At 52.2% G+C, this 17,866-nt stretch carries 14 protein-coding genes; 11 read left to right on the top strand and 3 right to left on the bottom strand.

What is annotated here, in order from left to right:
• Positions 1-122: 122 nt before the first annotated feature.
• Complete coding sequence (locus ACJJI8_RS00600) at positions 123-659, bottom strand: hemerythrin domain-containing protein (RefSeq protein WP_413662988.1); 537 nt, start codon at positions 657-659, stop codon at positions 123-125.
• A 317-nt stretch (positions 660-976) separates the two neighbouring features.
• Positions 977-2,266 (bottom strand): citrate synthase, encoded by a 1,290-nt coding sequence (gene gltA, locus ACJJI8_RS00595; RefSeq protein ID WP_444907526.1) that lies wholly within the window; start codon positions 2,264-2,266, stop codon positions 977-979.
• 439 nt (positions 2,267-2,705) lie between these two features.
• Here gltA and sdhC point away from each other — a divergent pair, with 439 nt between their 5' ends.
• From sdhC to sucD, 9 genes are all read left to right on the top strand, one after another.
• Positions 2,706-3,080, top strand: coding sequence for a succinate dehydrogenase, cytochrome b556 subunit (gene sdhC / locus ACJJI8_RS00590; RefSeq protein WP_282933825.1), 375 nt, complete (start codon positions 2,706-2,708; stop codon positions 3,078-3,080).
• A complete protein-coding gene (gene sdhD / locus ACJJI8_RS00585) occupies positions 3,074-3,442 on the top strand; it encodes a succinate dehydrogenase, hydrophobic membrane anchor protein (protein WP_282933824.1) in 369 nt (122 codons plus the stop codon). Before sdhC ends, sdhD begins: the two co-directional genes overlap by 7 nt.
• Positions 3,443-3,445: 3 nt before the next feature.
• Positions 3,446-5,218, top strand: coding sequence for a succinate dehydrogenase flavoprotein subunit (gene sdhA, locus ACJJI8_RS00580; RefSeq protein ID WP_282933823.1), 1,773 nt, complete (start codon positions 3,446-3,448; stop codon positions 5,216-5,218).
• A gap of 19 nt (positions 5,219-5,237) precedes the next feature.
• Positions 5,238-5,942, top strand: coding sequence for a succinate dehydrogenase iron-sulfur subunit (locus ACJJI8_RS00575; RefSeq protein ID WP_282933822.1), 705 nt, complete (start codon positions 5,238-5,240; stop codon positions 5,940-5,942).
• Positions 5,943-6,152: 210 nt separating this feature from the next.
• On the top strand, positions 6,153-8,984 hold the full coding sequence (locus tag ACJJI8_RS00570; protein WP_282933821.1) for a 2-oxoglutarate dehydrogenase E1 component: 2,832 nt from the start codon (positions 6,153-6,155) through the stop codon (positions 8,982-8,984).
• Positions 8,985-9,030: 46 nt separating this feature from the next.
• Positions 9,031-10,230, top strand: a complete 1,200-nt coding sequence (gene odhB / locus ACJJI8_RS00565) for a 2-oxoglutarate dehydrogenase complex dihydrolipoyllysine-residue succinyltransferase (protein WP_282933820.1) — start codon at positions 9,031-9,033, stop codon at positions 10,228-10,230.
• 65 nt (positions 10,231-10,295) lie between these two features.
• The gene (lpdA, locus tag ACJJI8_RS00560) at positions 10,296-11,738 is read left to right on the top strand and encodes a dihydrolipoyl dehydrogenase (protein ID WP_282933819.1); all 1,443 of its coding nucleotides are present in this window, start codon (positions 10,296-10,298) and stop codon (positions 11,736-11,738) included.
• Between the two features lie 161 nt (positions 11,739-11,899).
• A complete protein-coding gene (gene sucC, locus ACJJI8_RS00555) occupies positions 11,900-13,066 on the top strand; it encodes an ADP-forming succinate--CoA ligase subunit beta (RefSeq protein ID WP_282933818.1) in 1,167 nt (388 codons plus the stop codon).
• 2 nt (positions 13,067-13,068) lie between these two features.
• Positions 13,069-13,941 carry a succinate--CoA ligase subunit alpha gene (gene sucD, locus ACJJI8_RS00550; RefSeq protein WP_108734154.1) on the top strand — a complete coding sequence of 291 codons (873 nt, stop codon included), beginning with the start codon at positions 13,069-13,071 and terminating at the stop codon, positions 13,939-13,941.
• Positions 13,942-14,013: 72 nt separating this feature from the next.
• On the opposite strand, the gene ACJJI8_RS00545 is transcribed toward sucD, so the two are convergent.
• Positions 14,014-15,009 carry a zinc-dependent alcohol dehydrogenase family protein gene (locus ACJJI8_RS00545; protein ID WP_444915772.1) on the bottom strand — a complete coding sequence of 332 codons (996 nt, stop codon included), beginning with the start codon at positions 15,007-15,009 and terminating at the stop codon, positions 14,014-14,016.
• 978 nt (positions 15,010-15,987) lie between these two features.
• On the opposite strand from ACJJI8_RS00545, the gene mtnP reads away from it, so the two are divergent.
• Entirely contained in the window at positions 15,988-16,887 is a 900-nt protein-coding gene (mtnP, locus tag ACJJI8_RS00540) for an S-methyl-5'-thioadenosine phosphorylase (RefSeq protein ID WP_444933943.1), read from the top strand.
• Positions 16,888-16,892: 5 nt separating this feature from the next.
• Complete coding sequence (gene arsS, locus ACJJI8_RS00535) at positions 16,893-17,840, top strand: arsenosugar biosynthesis radical SAM (seleno)protein ArsS (protein ID WP_444933942.1); 948 nt, start codon at positions 16,893-16,895, stop codon at positions 17,838-17,840.
• Positions 17,841-17,866: the final 26 nt, after the last annotated feature.

Raw genomic sequence — 17,866 nt, 5'->3', positions numbered from 1 at the left:
GCGGCCCCGTCCTTGTGGGCTGCGGACTGTAAAATAGTATGCCTATTGTAAAGATTTGTTTCTTATCGGCATTCCTAGGTTAAATATCTCACTACTCCTGATAAAAAAACTAAACGTTGCTTTTAGGAGGGTTGGTAAAGGACGTAGAGTTCTTTTTCTTCTAGGGCAGTACGACGAGTTAGCGCTTCACCGATTTTCTGATAATCCATTTTGAAATCGCGAACCATTTCAGGAGTGAAGGCTTCGTGGTTATAGCGTTTGCAAAATTGCACAACCGCATTTGCAATTTCATTCATATCGGTGCGGAAATCTTTAACTACTTGCAGTGTGTGGGCATCGCCAGCCAGTGCTTGCTCCAGGTATACGTAAAAACGTACATTTTCTTTGATTAGATGGGCCTGGAAGCCAGATTTAAATTGGGTCAGTAGCTGCGACAGCTGGCGGTAGTTCTGCTTCTCATAACCCTCTGACCACATGCGCTGAAAAATACTGATCAAGGTGCGGTGATCGTCTTCAAGGGCTTTGATTAGAGTGGGATCGTAAGAGATTGTGCGGGCACCTTTAGCTCCTGCATAAGAGCTGCGAGTATATTTTTCCTCAAGGTCCGCCGCGTCTTCTGTTTTGTTACTTCGGAACATTCCAGAAATAAAACTAAGCATGAATTTAGTCTCAGTAAATTTAAAGGTTTGTTATTAGGTCTGATCGCGCCGCGAAGTTGGGGGTAACTTAAAGAAAGCAAAGCTATTTGGGTCCCGGCGGGCGTGGCGGATTTTACATTGGATGACAGTTGGTTTAACTGTTATGGAAGGGGCGAGTAAAGCAAAATTTTCAAAGTGGGACTTGTGTCACATTTTAGATCTTTGCTTTTTAATTTTTATCGAAATGCAGTTGATTATCGCCAGTGGAATCAAAATAAATTTAAATATCTAATTAATAAAAAACCCGGCATAGCCGGGTTTTTTTAATTGCTTTGAGCTTAGCGTTGCTCGAGCGGTACAAAATCGCGCTGAGGGTAGCCGGTATACAGCTGGCGAGGACGACCAATTTTGTACGGATTGGAAATCATTTCATTCCAGTGTGCAATCCAGCCTGAAGTACGGCCGGTGGCGAAAATTACGGTGAACATATCGGTGGGGATACCGATAGCCTTCATAATAATGCCGGAGTAGAAATCTACGTTCGGGTAGAGTTTCTTCTCTACGAAGTAATCGTCCTCAAGGGCGATTTTCTCCAGCTTCTTGGCGATCTTCAGCAGAGGATCATTTTCTGCACCCATGGCACCCAGAACTTCATCACAGATGCCCTGCATTACGCGGGAGCGAGGATCGAAGTTCTTGTAGACGCGGTGACCAAAGCCCATCAGGCGGAAGGGGTCATTCTTATCTTTGGCGCGCTTCACGAATTCGTCGATACGGCTTTCGTCGCCAATTTCCTGCAGCATGTTCAATACCGCTTCGTTGGCACCGCCGTGAGCGGGTCCCCACAAAGTGGCAATGCCGGAAGAAATACAGGCGAACGGATTGGCACCAGAAGAGCCAGCCAGGCGAACAGTGGAGGTGGAGGCGTTCTGCTCGTGGTCTGCGTGCAGCAGGAATATGATGTCCATTGCCTTGGCGACAACCGGGTCTATCTTGCTGGGCTCGCAGGGGTTGCCAAACATCATGTGCAGGAAATTCTCGGAATAGCTGCGGCTATTGTCCGGGTACATGAAGGGCATGCCCTGGGAGTGCTTGTAGCACATCGCTGCCAGGGTTGGCATCTTGGCAATCAGGCGGTGGGCGGAAATCTCGCGGTGCTCCGGATTGGTGATATCCAGGGAGTCGTGATAGAAGGAAGCGAGGGCACCGACTACGCCACACATCATCGCCATTGGGTGGGCATCGTAACGGAAGCCTTTAAAGAAGCTCACCAGGGATTCGTGAACCATGGTGTGAGACATAATGGTGTCTACATACTTCTTCTTTTCTTCTGCGTTGGGCAGTTCGCCATTCATCAGCAGGTAGCAGGTTTCCAGGTAATCGGATTTTTCTGCCAGTTGCTCGATGGGGTAGCCGCGGTGCAGCAGTTGGCCCTTGCCGCCATCAATAAAGGTGATCTTGGAATCACATGAGGCGGTAGATACGAAGCCCGGGTCGTAAGTAAATAAGCCTTTACTGGTCAGACCGCCGACATCAATAACATCGGGGCCGAGGGTGCCGGAGCGAACTGGCATCTCAAGGGCGCCGTCGATACCATCGACTGTGAGGTGCGCTTTTTTATCGGACATTGCGGACTCCTAAAAATGTTCTTATGCCGGCCTTTTCCCGCTGTTTTCGGGAGCTAGCGGCCTTTTGAGCGGGGCCAAACTTAAGTGCCGCGCCGTAAATTGTCAAACCAAAAGGAATGGACGACCAGTCTATTGGCGACAGGATATCCGGTTCCGCTCCATACTCGTAGAGTATTTGTCTAGATAATGCACAGGAAAGTCTGAGGAAATCCCGCGATTCCCGATTTACTGCGCGATACTGGTGGGAACCCGGCGTAATCGCAGGCGTTCGTTGTGTTTTGACTAGTGAATGCCTATAATCCGCGCGGCTTGCGCCATGGTACGGCTACTTTGTATAAGGCTTCATCAGGTCGAGTGCAAAGTAATCAGCAAGCAGCTCGTCCCTCCATTGAAAAGCTAACGGGCGCCCGGTCGTTCAGGGCAACAAGGTGTTTTTCCTGTGAACAAAAACAGACCTGTCAATTTAGACATTTCCACTATAAAGCTTCCCGCTACCGCTGTGGTTTCCATTTTGCATCGTATTTCCGGTGTAGTGCTCTTCGTTGTTGTTGCACTACTACTGTGGATGCTCGATGTCAGTTTGGAATCCGAGCAGGGATTCGCCGAAATTGCAGCGGTATTTAACAGTATCCCTGCCAAGCTCATTCTCTGGGCATCGCTGGCGGCACTTATTTACCACATTCTGGCAGGTGTTCGTCATCTGTTTATGGATATGGGAGTAGGTGAAAGTCTCGAAGGCGGCCGTCGCAGCGCTGTGTCAGTGCTGGTGCTGGCTGTAATCCTTATTCTTCTGGCGGGAGTATGGTTGTGGTAAAAACAGTAACAAGCTTTGGCCGTAGCGGTACTTTCGATTGGCTCTACCAGAGAGTCACTGCGGTAATATTGCTCGCCTATACCCTCTTTATAGTGGGTTTTATCTTTTTTAGTAAAGACTTCGGCTACCAAGCCTGGTCCGAACTGTTCGCCCAGCGCTGGATGCGTGTTTTCAGCCTGGTTGCCTTGCTGTCCACCATTATTCACGCCTGGATTGGCCTCTGGTCCGTGGTAACTGACTACATCACCAACCGGATGATGGGCGGTAAAGCCACTGTTCTGCGCTTGTTCGTAGAAGTGATTCTGGCTGCCGTTGCCGTGTTGTACGCGGTGTGGGGCATTGAAATTCTTTGGGGTGTATAAGCAATGGCGAACATGCGTACTATTTCATTTGACGGGATTGTAATTGGTGGAGGCGGTGCCGGTATGCGCGCTGCCCTGCAGATGGCCCAGTCCGGCTATAAAACTGCGGTTATTACCAAGGTATTCCCGACCCGTTCTCACACAGTATCTGCCCAGGGTGGCATTACCTGTGCAATTGCCAGTTCAGATCCCAACGATGATTGGCGCTGGCATATGTACGATACCGTTAAGGGTTCCGACTATATCGGTGACCAGGACGCTATTGAATATATGTGTTCCGTAGGTCCAGAAGCGGTATTTGAGCTGGAGCACATGGGCCTGCCTTTCTCCCGTACTGAGGAAGGTCGTATTTATCAGCGCCCCTTCGGCGGTCAGTCTAAAGATTTCGGCCGCGGTGGCCAGGCTGCACGTACTTGTGCTGCTGCTGACCGTACCGGCCATGCACTGCTGCACACCCTCTATCAAAACAACGTTAAGCACAAAACCGAATTCCTGAACGAATGGTTTGCGATTGACCTGGTGAAGAACCAGGACGGTGCTGTTGTCGGTGTGATCGCCATGTGCATCGAAGATGGCGAAGTGGTTTATATCAAATCCAAAGCGACTGTATTCGCTACCGGCGGTGCCGGTCGTATCTTCGCTTCCACCACCAACGCACACATCAATACCGGTGACGGTGTCGGTATGGCCCTGCGTGCTGGCATGCCGGTCCAGGATATTGAGATGTGGCAGTTCCACCCCACTGGTATTTACGGTGCCGGTGTACTCGTGACCGAAGGTTGTCGCGGTGAGGGTGGCTACCTGATCAATAAAGATGGTGAGCGTTTTATGGAGCGCTATGCGCCCAACGCCAAAGACCTCGCTTCCCGCGACGTTGTGGCTCGCTCTATGGTTCTCGAGATTCTCGACGGCCGCGGCTGTGGCCCGGAAGGCGATCACGTATTCCTGAAGCTTGATCACCTGGGTGAAGAGCTGCTCAACAGCCGTCTGCCCGGTATCTGTGAACTGTCCAAGACCTTCGCTCACGCCGACCCAGTTAAGGTGCCGATCCCGGTAGTACCTACCTGTCACTATATGATGGGTGGTATTCCCACCAACGTTCACGGTCAGGCTCTGACCCAGGACGCTGCGGGTAACGATCAGATTGTTGATGGCTTCTACGCCTGTGGCGAAGTTGCCTGTGTGTCCGTACACGGAGCCAACCGCTTAGGCGGTAACTCCCTGCTAGACCTGGTGGTATTCGGTCGCGCTTCCGGTCTGTTTATTGAGAAGTCCCTGCGCGAAGGTATCGAGCACCGCGAAGCTTCCGAGTCTGATCTCGAAGCCGCTATGGCCCGCCTGAATCACCTGGAAACCAATGAGAAGGGTGAGAAGGCTGCCGACCTGCGCAAAGAGCTGCAGGGCGTGATGCAGAACCACTTCGGCGTATTCCGTCGCGGCGACTTTATGGCCGAAGGTGTGAAGAAGCTTGCAGATCTGCGCGAGCGTATTGAAAATGTGCGCCTCGAAGACAAGAGCCGTGCGTTTAACACCGCCCGTGTTGAAGCGCTGGAGCTGCAAAACTTACTGGAAGTTGCCGAGGCCACTGCAGTTGCTGCAGAGACCCGCACTGAAAGCCGCGGTGCTCACGCCCGTGAGGACTTCCAGGAGCGCGATGATGAAAACTGGCTGTGCCACTCTATGTATTTCCCCACGGAAAAACGTGTTGGCAAGCGTGCAGTAAACTTCGCGCCTAACACTATGGAAGCCTTTGAACCGAAAGCTCGGACTTACTGATTCGGGAGCGGAATAGAGTATGTTGAAAGTAAGCATTTACCGTTACAACCCGGAAACCGACAAAGCGCCTTATATGCAGGACTATGAACTGGACACCAAGGGCAAGGACCTGATGGTGTTGGACGTTCTGGAACTGCTGAAAGCCGAAGATCAGACCTTGTCTTTCCGTCGTTCCTGCCGTGAGGGCGTTTGTGGCTCCGATGGTATGAATATTTCCGGTCGCAATGGTCTGGCGTGCACTACGCCACTGTCTGAAGCTGCCCCCAAGGGTAAACTGGTTCTGCGTCCGCTGCCGGGCCTGCCTGTTATCCGCGACCTGGTTGTGGATATGGAGCAGTTCTACGAGCAGTACAAGAAGATTGAACCGTACCTGCAAAACGATACTCCGGCTCCGGCCATCGAGCGTCTGCAGTCTCCGGAAGATCGCGAAAAGCTCGACGGTCTGTACGAGTGTATCCTGTGCGCCTGCTGTTCCACTTCCTGTCCGTCTTTCTGGTGGAATCCGGACAAGTTCATCGGCCCAGCTGGTTTGTTGCAGGCTTACCGCTTCCTGGCAGATAGCCGCGACCTGGCTACTGATGAGCGCCTGTCAAATCTGGATGACCCCTTCAGCGTATTCCGTTGTCACGGTATTCAAAACTGTGTCAATGTTTGCCCGAAAGGACTGAATCCGACGCGCGCGATCGGCCATATCCGCAATATGCTGCTGACCCGCGCCGTGTAGGGGATACTGCGGCCGGTTATCGGCCCGCTGGGGTTCGCGCTCTGCGAACCCGGTGCCAGGTAGGGTGCCAAGCAAACGACAAAAAGCCGGTTCTAACCGGTAAAAAACTGAAAAGGGGAGGTGGCTTTGTGCGCCTCCCCTTTTGTGAGTGAAAGGAAAGCGCAGTGGCTCAAGAGAAATAAGCACACTGCAATTGAGGTAGGCATCAACATGCACGAAAGTACCATGGAGCAGCTGTGGCGTAGCTCCCATATCTCCGGGGGCAATGCTGCCTACGTGGAGGAGCTTTACGAGACCTATCTGCACGACCCCAACGGTGTCCCCGAGGAGTGGCGCAATTATTTCGATAGCCTCCCCCGCGTTGAGGGCAGCAGCGATGTTTCCCACGCTGCTGTTCGCCAGCACTTTGAGCTGCTCAGCAAACACCGCGCGCGTCCGGTGGCCGCTCCCGGTGCGGCCGGCTCTGCCAATATTGAGCACGAGCGCAAGCAGATTAAAGTTCTGCAACTGATCGATTCCTACCGCCATCGCGGCCATAAAAAAGCGACCCTCGACCCCCTGGGCTTGATGGCTCGCGAACAAGTGCCCGACCTGCAACTGAGCTACCACGGCCTGACTGAGGGTGATTTCGATACCACCTTCAATACCGGTAGCCTGTTCCTCGGTAAAGAAGAGGCGACCCTGCGTGAAATCGTCGAGGGTTTGGAGAATACCTACTGTGGCAATCTGGGTGCGGAGATCATGCATCTCTCCAACCTGGAAGAGCAGCAGTGGTTCCAGCAGCGCCTTGAGCGCAGCCAGTCTAAAGCCAACTTCGGCACCGACATCCAGATTGAAATCCTGCAGCGCCTTTCCGCCGCTGAAGGCCTGGAGCGCCACCTGGACTCCAAGTACCCCGGCACCAAGCGCTTCGGTGTAGAGGGTGGTGAGAGCCTGATCCCGATGATGGACGCTCTGATCCGTCGCTCCGGCACCTACGGGGTGAAGGAAGTGGTGATCGGTATGGCCCACCGCGGCCGCCTGAATACCCTGGTCAATATCCTCGGTAAAAACCCTGCGGATCTGTTCCAGGAGTTTGAAGGCAAGAAGACCCTCGATACTTCTGGTGACGTGAAATACCACCAGGGCTTCTCCTCTAACGTGATGACTCCCGGTGGTGAAGTGCATCTGGCCCTGGCCTTTAACCCGTCGCACCTGGAAATCAGTGCGCCCGTGGTAGTGGGTTCCGTGCGCGCCCGCCAGGATCGCCGCAAAGATGCGACCGGTGAGAAAGTAATGCCGATCAACATCCATGGTGACGCGGCTTTTGCCGGCCAGGGTGTGGTGCAGGAAACCCTGCAGATGTCCCAGACCCGCGGTTACTACACCGGCGGTACTGTGCACATCGTACTGAACAACCAGGTGGGCTTTACCACCAGCAAGCGCGAAGATGCCCGCTCCACCGAGTACTCCACCGATCCCGCTAAGATGATCGATGCGCCGGTGCTGCACGTGAATGGCGACGACCCGGAAATGGTCGTATTGGCCGCGCTGCTGGCGGTGGACTACCGCTACGAATTTAAGAAAGATATCGTTATCGACCTGGTCTGCTACCGTCGTCGCGGCCACAACGAGACCGATGACCCCTCTGGTACCCAGCCTCTGATGTACCAGACTATCCGCAAGCACAAGACTACCCGCACGCTCTATTCCGAGAAGCTGGTGGGCGAGGGCATCCTGGACAAGGTTGCCGCAGACAAGCTGGCCAACGACTACCGCGACAAACTGGATGCCGGTGAAGACGTTGCTACCGGTCTTGTGAAGAAGCCGGACTCCTCCATGTTTGTTGACTGGAGCCCCTACCTGGGCCACGACTGGCAGGTGCCTGCAGATACCGGCTATGCGCTGCCGAAGCTGCAGGATGTCGCTACTCGCATGACCAACGTGCCCGATGGCGTGGTAATGCAGCGCCAGGTCTCCAAAATTTATGAAGACCGCCGCAAAATGGCCGGTGGCGCCCTGCCTCTGAACTGGGGCATGGCGGAAACCTTGGCTTACGGCACTCTGCTGGAAGAGGGCTTTATGGTCCGCTTTACCGGTGAAGACGTGGGTCGCGGTACCTTCTCCCACCGTCACGCGGTGGTTCACAGCCAGAAAGACGGTCAGAGCTATGTGCCTTTGCAGCACATGTTTGAAGACCAGCCGCCTTTCTATATCTACGACTCGCTGCTGTCCGAAGAGGCGGTGTTGGCGTTTGAATACGGCTACGCCACCACGACACCAAAGTCCCTGGTGGTGTGGGAAGCCCAGTTTGGTGACTTCGCCAACGGTGCCCAGGTTGTAATCGACCAGTTCATCACTTCCGGTGAGCACAAGTGGGGCCGTATGTGCGGCCTGGTAATGCTGTTGCCGCACGGCTACGAAGGCCAGGGCCCAGAGCACTCCTCTGCGCGTCTTGAGCGCTTTATGCAGCTGTGTGCGGAGCACAATATCCAGGTGTGTAACGCCACTACCCCGGCACAGATCTTCCACCTGCTGCGTCGCCAGGCGGTGCGCCCAATGCGCCGTCCTCTGGTGATTATGAGTCCAAAGTGGATTCTGCGTCACAAGCTGGCCACTTCCAGCCTGGAAGAGCTGGCAGAAGGTCGCTTCCACAACGTGATCCAGGACCAGGGCGTAGATCCAGACAAAGTGAAGCGTGTGGTTCTGTGTTCCGGCAAGGTTTACTACCACCTGCTGGAAGCCCGTATGGAGCGCGAACAGGAAGATGTGGCGTTCGTACGAATCGAGCAGCTGTACCCATTCCCGGACGAAGAGTTTGTGGAAGCGGTTTCCGCATTCAAGAAGATCAAGAGTGTTGCCTGGTGTCAGGAAGAGCCCATGAACCAGGGCGCCTGGTACTCCAGCCAGCACCACTTGCGTCGCCTGTTGTCGGAAACCCATCCGAAGCTGGATCTGGAATATGTGGGCCGCGCCCCATCCGCAGCACCTGCGGCGGGCTATATGTCCACGCACCTTGAAGAACAGAATAAGTTCATCAACGAGGCGCTGACCGTCAAATAACCGGCGGCAGTAATAAGTGAAGAGTCAATCTCAGGAAACAGAAAAAATGACGATCGAGATTAAAGCGCCAACTTTCCCTGAATCAGTTCAGGACGGAACTGTCGCCACCTGGCATAAACAACCAGGTGAAGCTGTGTCCCGCGATGAACTGATCGTGGATATCGAAACCGATAAAGTTGTGCTGGAAGTTGTTGCACCTGCCGATGGTGCCCTGACTGAAATCATCAAGGGTGAGGGCGATACCGTTCTCTCCAATGAGGTGATTGCCAAGTTTGAAGCGGGCGCTGGCGCAGCTGCTGCCCCGGCGGAAGAAAAAGCAGAAGCTCCGGCTGCCGAAGCCGCAGCTCCTGCGGCTGGCGACAAAATTGCCATGCCATCTGCCAAGAAAATGGCTGCTGAGAAGGGCGTAGACCTGGCCGGTGTTGAAGGCACTGGCAAGGGTGGTCGCGTTCTCAAGGAAGACGTAATGAAAGCGGGCACTGCGCCGGCTGCCGCTGCTGCACCTGCCGCCGCTGTTGCTGAAGTTGCGGTTGCTCCGGGTGAGCGCGTAGAGAAGCGTGTACCCATGACCCGTATGCGCAAGCGTATCGCTGAGCGCCTGCTGGACGCTTCCCAGTCCACCGCCATGCTCACCACCTTTAACGAGGTGAACATGAAGCCGATTATGGACCTGCGCAAGAACTACAAAGACCTGTTCGAGAAGACCCACAACGGCACTCGTCTGGGCTTTATGGGCTTCTTCGTAAAAGCTGCAGTAGAAGCGCTGAAGCGTTACACCGCAGTGAATGCGTCTATCGACGGCAACGATATCGTTTACCACGGTTACCAGGATATCGGTGTAGCGGTTTCCTCTCCGAAAGGCCTGGTTGTGCCGATTCTGCGCAACGCGGAGAACATGGGCCTGGCGGATATGGAAAACAATATCCGCGATCTGGGTGTTCGCGCCCGCGATGGCAAACTGTCTATCGAAGAGATGACTGGCGGTACCTTCACCATCACCAACGGTGGTGTATTCGGTTCCCTGCTGTCCACTCCGATTTTGAACCCACCGCAAACTGCAATTCTGGGTATGCACAAAATCCAGGAGCGCCCGATGGCGGTAAATGGCAAGGTGGAAATCCTGCCGATGATGTACCTGGCGCTGTCCTATGACCACCGTCTGATCGACGGTAAGGAAGCGGTTGGCTTCCTGGTAGCGATCAAGGAAATGATCGAAGATCCAGCGCGTATCTTGCTCGAAGTTTAAACAATAAATCTTGGGGCCTGCGGGCCCCCTCGATCACACTGCATTAGAAATATCTGGAACTGATCATGTCCGAAAAATTTGACGTAATCGTAATTGGCTCCGGTCCTGGTGGTTATGTCGCTGCCATCCGTGCCGCTCAGTTGGGCTTGAAAACGGCTTGTATCGAAAAGTGGAAAAACAAGGAAGGTAAATACGTAAATGGCGGTACCTGCCTGAACGTTGGCTGTATTCCTTCCAAGGCACTGCTGGACAGCTCCTGGAAATACCACGAAGCCAAAGATGCTCTCGACGTGCACGGCATTGAAGTCGGCAAGGTCAAGATGGATGTGAGCAAGATGATCGAGCGCAAAGGCGAGATCGTTAAGAAACTGACCGGTGGTGTAGCAGGTCTGTTCACCGCCAATAAAGTGACCTCCATTTTCGGCACCGGCAAACTGCTGGCGAACAAGAAAGTGGAAGTAACCGACGACGAAGGCAACAGCACCGTCTACGAAGCTGAAAATGTCATTCTGGCTTCCGGTTCTGTACCGGTAAATATTCCGCCCGCTCCGGTAGACAACAAAATTATTGTCGATTCCACCGGTGCACTGGAATTCGCTGAAACTCCAAAGCGTTTGGGTGTTATCGGTGCCGGTGTTATCGGTCTGGAGCTGGGTTCTGTATGGAACCGCCTGGGCTCCGAAGTGGTTGTTCTGGAAGCGATGGACAAGTTCCTGGCGATCATGGACCAACAGGTTGCCAAGGAATCCCAGAAGATCTTCAAGAAGCAGGGCCTGGATATCCGTCTCGCTTGCCGCGTAACCGGCTCCGAAGTGAAAGGCGAAGAAGTGGTTGTTACTTACCAGGACAAAGATGGTAAAGAGCACCAGGAAACTTTCGACAAGCTGATCGTTTGCGTTGGCCGTCGTCCTTACACTGAAGGCCTTCTGTCTGAAGATGCCGGTGTGAAGATGGACGAGCGTGGATTCATCTATGTCAACGACCTGTGCATGACTTCTGCACCGGGCGTATGGGCGATTGGTGACGTGGTACGCGGCCCAATGCTGGCACACAAGGCCTCAGAAGAAGGTGTTGTGGTTGCCGAGCGCATCGCTGGCCAGAAGCCGATGATGAACTACGACGTGATCCCCAACGTTATTTACACTCACCCGGAAATCGCTGCGGTTGGTCGCACCGAAGAGCAGGTGAAGGCCGATGGCGAGCCCTACAACGTAGGCAGCTTCCCGTTTGCTATCAACGGCCGCGCTATGGCCGCCAACGATACCCAGGGCTTCGTGAAAATCATTGCTCACGCGGAAACTGACCGCGTACTGGGTGCCCATATTGTTGGCCCGTCTGCCGCAGACCTGGTTCAGCAAGTGGCGATCGCGATGGAATTCGGCTCCAGTGCTGAAGACATCGGTATGACGGTATTTGCGCACCCGACTCTTTCCGAAACTGTGAAAGAAGCGGCGCTGGGAGTGAACGGCCATGCGATTCACACCGTAAATCGCAAGAAGCGCAAGTAAGAATATTTTTCGATTTCGGGGCACTAATTATTGATTAATTAGCGCCCCGGTTTCATTTGTGGAATTTGAAATTTGCAACGACGGAAATTTTAAATTTCTCTTTCAGGTGCAGAGTGATCTGCAATTAGTAAACACATTTTATATGTGAATTGGTATTGACTATGAACTTGCATGAGTATCAGGGCAAACAACTGTTTGCGGAATACGGATTGCCGGTTTCCAAAGGCATTGCAGCGGAAACCCCGGCAGCGGCAGCAGCAGCGGCTGACGAAATTGGCGGTGATAAGTGGGTAGTAAAGGCCCAGGTACACGCTGGTGGCCGCGGTAAGGCTGGCGGTGTAAAGCTGGTAGATTCCAAGGCAGAGATTGAAGAGTTTGCCAAGAAGTGGCTGGGCGAGCGTCTGGTAACTTATCAAACAGACGAAAATGGCCAGCCGGTTTCCCGTATCCTGGTTGAAAGCTGCACTGACATCGACCAAGAACTGTACCTTGGCGCCGTTGTTGACCGCTCCACCCGTCGTATCGTTTTCATGGCTTCCACCGAAGGCGGCGTTGAGATCGAGAAAGTAGCGGAAGAGACTCCAGAAAAAATCCTGAAAGCCACTATCGATCCGCTGGTAGGCGCTCAGCCTTACCAAGCGCGCGAGCTGGCTTTCAAACTGGGCCTGAACCCGACTCAGGTTAAGCAGTTCACCAAGATCTTCCTCGGCCTGGCAAAAATGTTCCAGGAAAAAGATCTGGCCCTGCTGGAAATCAACCCGCTGGTAATCACCACCGAAGGCAACCTGCACTGCTTGGACGCCAAAGTGGTAATCGACAGCAACGCGCTATACCGCCACGCTGACCTGCGCGAAATGCACGATCCTTCCCAGGAAGATTCCCGTGAAGCGCACGCTGCCAAGTTCGACCTGAACTACGTAGCTCTCGATGGCAACATCGGCTGCATGGTAAACGGTGCTGGTCTGGCCATGGGTACCATGGACATCGTAAACCTGCACGGCGGCAAGCCAGCTAACTTCCTGGACGTTGGCGGCGGCGCGACCAAAGAGCGCGTTGTTGAAGCGTTCAAGATCATCCTGTCTGACGAGAACGTAAAAGCCGTACTGATCAACATCTTCGGTGGTATCGTTCGCTGTGACATGATCGCCGAAGGCGTTGTGGGCGCAGTAAAAGAAGTTGGCGTTAAAGTACCGGTTGTTGTTCGCCTGGAAGGTAACAACGCAGATCTGGGCGCCAAGGTTCTGAGCGACAGTGGCCTGAACATTATCGCGGCTACCAGTCTGACCGATGCGGCTCAGCAAGTGGTTAAAGCTGCGGAGGGTAAATAATCATGTCAGTATTGATTAACAAAGACACTAAAGTAATCTGCCAGGGCTTCACCGGCTCCCAGGGTACTTTCCACTCCGAGCAAGCGATTGCTTACGGCACCAAGATGGTTGGTGGTGTAACTCCGGGTAAAGGCGGCCAGACTCACCTGGGCCTGCCAGTATTCGACACCGTTAAAGAAGCGGTAGAGAAGACCGGCGCTGAAGCTTCCGTAATCTACGTACCTGCGCCTTTCTGTAAGGATTCCATCCTGGAAGCGGCCAACGCTGGTATCAAGCTGATTGTTTGTATCACCGAAGGTATTCCGACTCTGGATATGCTCGACGCTAAAGTGAAGTGCGACGAGCTGGGCGTGCGCCTGATCGGCCCGAACTGCCCGGGTGTTATCACTCCGGGTGAGTGCAAGATCGGTATTATGCCAGGTCACATCCACAAGCCGGGTAAAGTGGGCATCGTTTCCCGTTCCGGTACCCTGACCTATGAAGCGGTTAAGCAAACCACCGACTACGGCTTTGGCCAGTCCACCTGTGTGGGCATCGGTGGTGACCCCATCCCGGGTTCCAACTTCATCGATATCCTGGAAATGTTCCAGAACGATCCGCAGACCGAAGCAATCGTTATGATCGGTGAGATCGGTGGCACTGCTGAAGAAGAAGCAGCTGCTTACATCAAGGAAAATGTTACCAAGCCTGTAGTTTCCTACATCGCTGGTGTAACTGCTCCTCCCGGCAAGCGTATGGGTCACGCGGGCGCGATTATCTCCGGTGGTAAAGGCACCGCAGACGAGAAATTCGCTGCTCTGGAAGACGCTGGTGTTAAAACCGTGCGCTCCCTGGCTCAGATTGGCGATGCTCTGAAGGAAATTACTGGCTGGTAAGTAGTTGCCAACTTTTAGTTTTCAAAAAAGCCACCCATTGGGTGGCTTTTTTTATGACTACTATGAGGCCGATTAAATTTTTACGACAATCTTACCAACTTGATTACTGGCTTCCATATATTGATGTGCTGCCTGGATATCTTCAAAAGCAAAAACTTTATCTACTTTTGGGACTAATTTTTTCTGCTCTAGGCCTCGATAAATAAATTCTTTGGCTCTTTCTATTCTTGTTGGATCTTGAGTTAGCTCAAATAGAGTATAACCAACAATGGTTAATGCTTTTTCCAGTGCCTTGAATAGAGGGTAAATACTTGGATTTGGGTCTAATGCGCCATATTCGATGATTGTGCCAGCTTTTGCTGCTGCGTTACCCAGTTCATTTAATAAGGGTCCACCAATAGGGTCAAAAATTAAGTTTGCGCCTTGCCCATCTGTAATTTTGTTGACAGCTTCGCTAATGGATTCAACATCGCTTTCTATTACGTAATGAGCGCCAGCCTCTTTTAAACTGGCAACTTTTGATGAACCCCGAGTCGTGGCTATGACTTTTGCGCCAATCCAGTTAGCAATCTGGATGGCAGCGATGCCTACACTTGAACTTGCTGCTGTAATCAAGACGGTCTGTTTGTCAGTAAGTTTCCCTACCTCACACAGTGCTCCATATGCTGTGACATATTGCATCCATATGGCTGTGCCTTCTATGGCCGTTAAATTAGTTGGGTATTTAGCGACTGCAAAAGCTGGCACAATAGGGTGCTCGCCATAGACTCCGTATTCACCCATGGTAAAAGCAGGGATGGTGCTGACAATATCACCACATTTTAATTCGGTAACTCCTTCACCTACAGCATCAACTACCCCAGAAACCTCATACCCTATTTTAGAGGGAAATTTAGGCTGCTCAATATAGGCGCCATTTCTAAACATAACTTCAGCACGATTTAAGCCAATTGCGGCAGCTTTAATTCTGACTTCTCCCTTTTGGGGTTCAGGTAAATCTAACGTGTCAATTTTTAATACTGAAGCATCACCAGCCTGATGAAAGCGCACTACTTTCGTTTTGCTCATTTAAATAATCTCTGTTTGATATATTGTAACTTTCGCCCATTCTATTCTTCGTCTAATTTGCTAACAATCAGTTTGTAAGAAAAAAAGTAATTAAGAATAGAGGGTTTAGTTATAGTTGATTGTCGACAGGGCTCATCCGTACTCAGCTACTTCCATGATGTTGAGGGTATCCTGAGAGCAGAAATTGGGACTGCTGATAATAATAATCAATACATCAATGTAGCTAGGTGAGCTAAACGGGGCGCGATCTCTTCTCCTCCCCTCCCTGTGTAATCCTATACACACTGGATTTTGTCTACGAGTAGATGTCTGTTGATGCTCCTTTATTCTGCTTTTGATGGAAACTCCATCATAATGTATGACGACCAGGCAAGGGCACTGGGGATTGTAAAAAACACTCGTGAGGGGGGCTGTAAAATATCGGCCAATCAAGTGAATAGCTCCACCTGGAATCCCAGCGCTGGAGATTTGGATATGCTTTCTTATCTCTATGACGGCAAGTGTCAGACTCTGCTGAGTTCTTTTGCCGGGCCTTTCATGTAGCCGAAAGAACTAGGATGCGATGCGGTTATTTTTTTAGAATAAAAATAAGGGAGTTTTTTGCTCCCTTTTTTATGTTGCTACATGGTTTCGGGCTGAGCTGTAGCGGCCTCTTTAAAGTTCAACTTCATATCTATTAATTAAGAAAAGACTTTGCTGGGTTTTGCTAAAAAATATTGTCTTTTCGGTGTGGGCAGATTATTAACTGTCAGCTCTTAATGTGGTGGATAAAAATTCATTATCGTAAGCCGTAAATCGTGGCGCCCTATTGATCTAAATTCTGAAGAGTAACTCTAGCTCACCTGTAAAATTTTAGCGGCCTGGGGTATAGCTAATATAGGTGCCACTGCTTTTCTAATTTTCCTTTCTCGTAGCTGGTGATATACACGACTTGCCCCCACTCCTATACTGCCGAAAACCAATTGTTTAGGAGCGAATATGACCAGGGCATTGATTGGGGTGATTGGAGGAAGTGGTCTTTACGATATGCCGGGGCTGACTGAGGTGGAGGAGGTCCATATCGACACTCCCTTTGGCAGGACTTCGGACGCCATTGTCTGCGGTAAGCTCGCAGGTGTATCAGTAGCTTTCCTGGCCCGTCATGGTCGCAATCATCACCTGATCCCCTCCCAAGTGCCTTATCGGGCAAATATCCATGCCCTGCGCCAGCTCGGCGTGCGCTACATCCTGTCTCTCTCGGCTGTGGGCTCCCTACAGGAAGAGGTACGGCCGCTGGATATGTTAATCCCCGATCAGTTCATTGATATGACTCGCCGGCGGCAGAGTACCTTTTTTGGAGATGGCGCGGTTGCCCATGTGTCCATGGCCGATCCAGTATGCTCTGCTGTCGCTGATAGTTTGGCGCGTGCTTTCACGCAGACCCAGGCAGGGCAGCCAATTGAGTTACACCGAGGCGGCAGTTATATCTGTATCGAGGGCCCACAGTTTTCCACCCGTGCCGAGTCCCACTGGTATCGCAGTATGGGGGCGTCGGTTATCGGCATGACCAATATGCCTGAGGCCAAGTTGGCCCGGGAGGCACAAATTGCCTACGCCACGCTGGCTATGGCTACTGACTATGATTGTTGGCACCCTCGTGAGGAGGCGGTAACCGCAGAGGTAGCGATTGCGAATCTTCAGCAAAATGCCACGCGCGCGCAGCAAATTGCGATGGAAACCATACGTATTTTAGGGGCTGAGCAACCGGAGTCCTCCGCTCATACAGCACTGTTGAGCGGTCTGGTGACTCCCCTCGAAGCTATGCCTGAGGAAACACAAGCTGTAATAAAACCACTGCTCGCTCCGACAGAACCGGAGCTTGAAGAAATGGAGCAGTGATATCGATGCGTGAGACCTTACCTCTGCTGGAGCTATCGGACTTCCCCTCTCTGCACCGAGGGGCCATTGAGACCTTGCAGGTCAACATTGGCTACCGTTGTAATCAGCGCTGTTTACACTGCCACGTCAATGCTGGGCCTAATCGAACCGAGATGATGTCGGACGACAATTTGGCGCTGTTATTGGAAGTTCTTACGGTCCGTAAACCCCGTGTGCTGGATGTGACTGGTGGGGCCCCGGAATTGCACTGGGGTTTTCGATCCCTTGTAAGAGGGGCGCGAGAGCGCGGAGTACATGTAATTGATCGCTGTAACCTGACAGTTCTTTTTGAGCCGGGCCAGGAAGATACCGCTGAATTCCTCGCTGAAAACCAGGTTGAGGTCGTTGCCTCCCTGCCGTGTTACTCAATCGATAATGTCGATAAGCAACGAGGTAAAGGAGTATTCGATAAGAGCATTGCGGCGCTACAAAAATTAAATGCATTGGGCTATGGCAAGCCCGGCAGTGGCTTAGAGCTCAACTTGGTCTATAACCCCCAAGGACCCTTTTTACCCCCGGAGCAAAGTGCTTTGGAGGCGGACTACCGAAGAGAGTTGGCGAACCACTTTTCCATTAAATTTAATCATTTGTTCGCTCTCGCCAATATGCCAATCAAGCGTTTTGGTTCCATGTTGGTTTCCAAGGGGCAGTTTCACGATTATATGGCGCTACTTAAAGACAGTTACAGTGCGGATAATCTCGCTGATGTTATGTGTCGTAGCTTGGTTAGTGTCGATTGGCAGGGAAACCTATTTGATTGCGATTTTAACCAACAGCTCAACATGCCTATTCCCGGCCGATTACATTTGCGAGATTTAATCGAGATAGATCTAAAGGGGGCGGCAATTTGCGTTGCAGATCACTGTTACGGTTGTACAGCCGGGCAGGGAAGTAGTTGTGGTGGGGCTCTCTAACTTTCTGTTAACGCAGATGGAACCTG

The organism is Microbulbifer maximicatervae (SeqCode), from assembly GCF_052467695.1.
This window is presented reverse-complemented; position numbering and strand designations above follow the sequence as displayed.

What these genes read in the sequence shown, in the direction of transcription:
- ACJJI8_RS00600 (WP_413662988.1), bottom strand. Translation starts at nt 659, where the DNA reads ATGCTTAGTTTTATTTCTGGAATGTTCCGAAGTAACAAAACAGAAGAC.
- gltA (WP_444907526.1), bottom strand. Translation starts at nt 2,266, where the DNA reads ATGTCCGATAAAAAAGCGCACCTCACAGTCGATGGTATCGACGGCGCC.
- sdhA (WP_282933823.1), top strand. Translation starts at nt 3,446, where the DNA reads ATGGCGAACATGCGTACTATTTCATTTGACGGGATTGTAATTGGTGGA.
- ACJJI8_RS00575 (WP_282933822.1), top strand. Translation starts at nt 5,238, where the DNA reads ATGTTGAAAGTAAGCATTTACCGTTACAACCCGGAAACCGACAAAGCG.
- ACJJI8_RS00570 (WP_282933821.1), top strand. Translation starts at nt 6,153, where the DNA reads ATGCACGAAAGTACCATGGAGCAGCTGTGGCGTAGCTCCCATATCTCC.
- odhB (WP_282933820.1), top strand. Translation starts at nt 9,031, where the DNA reads ATGACGATCGAGATTAAAGCGCCAACTTTCCCTGAATCAGTTCAGGAC.
- lpdA (WP_282933819.1), top strand. Translation starts at nt 10,296, where the DNA reads ATGTCCGAAAAATTTGACGTAATCGTAATTGGCTCCGGTCCTGGTGGT.
- sucC (WP_282933818.1), top strand. Translation starts at nt 11,900, where the DNA reads ATGAACTTGCATGAGTATCAGGGCAAACAACTGTTTGCGGAATACGGA.
- sucD (WP_108734154.1), top strand. Translation starts at nt 13,069, where the DNA reads ATGTCAGTATTGATTAACAAAGACACTAAAGTAATCTGCCAGGGCTTC.
- ACJJI8_RS00545 (WP_444915772.1), bottom strand. Translation starts at nt 15,009, where the DNA reads ATGAGCAAAACGAAAGTAGTGCGCTTTCATCAGGCTGGTGATGCTTCA.
- mtnP (WP_444933943.1), top strand. Translation starts at nt 15,988, where the DNA reads ATGACCAGGGCATTGATTGGGGTGATTGGAGGAAGTGGTCTTTACGAT.
- arsS (WP_444933942.1), top strand. Translation starts at nt 16,893, where the DNA reads ATGCGTGAGACCTTACCTCTGCTGGAGCTATCGGACTTCCCCTCTCTG.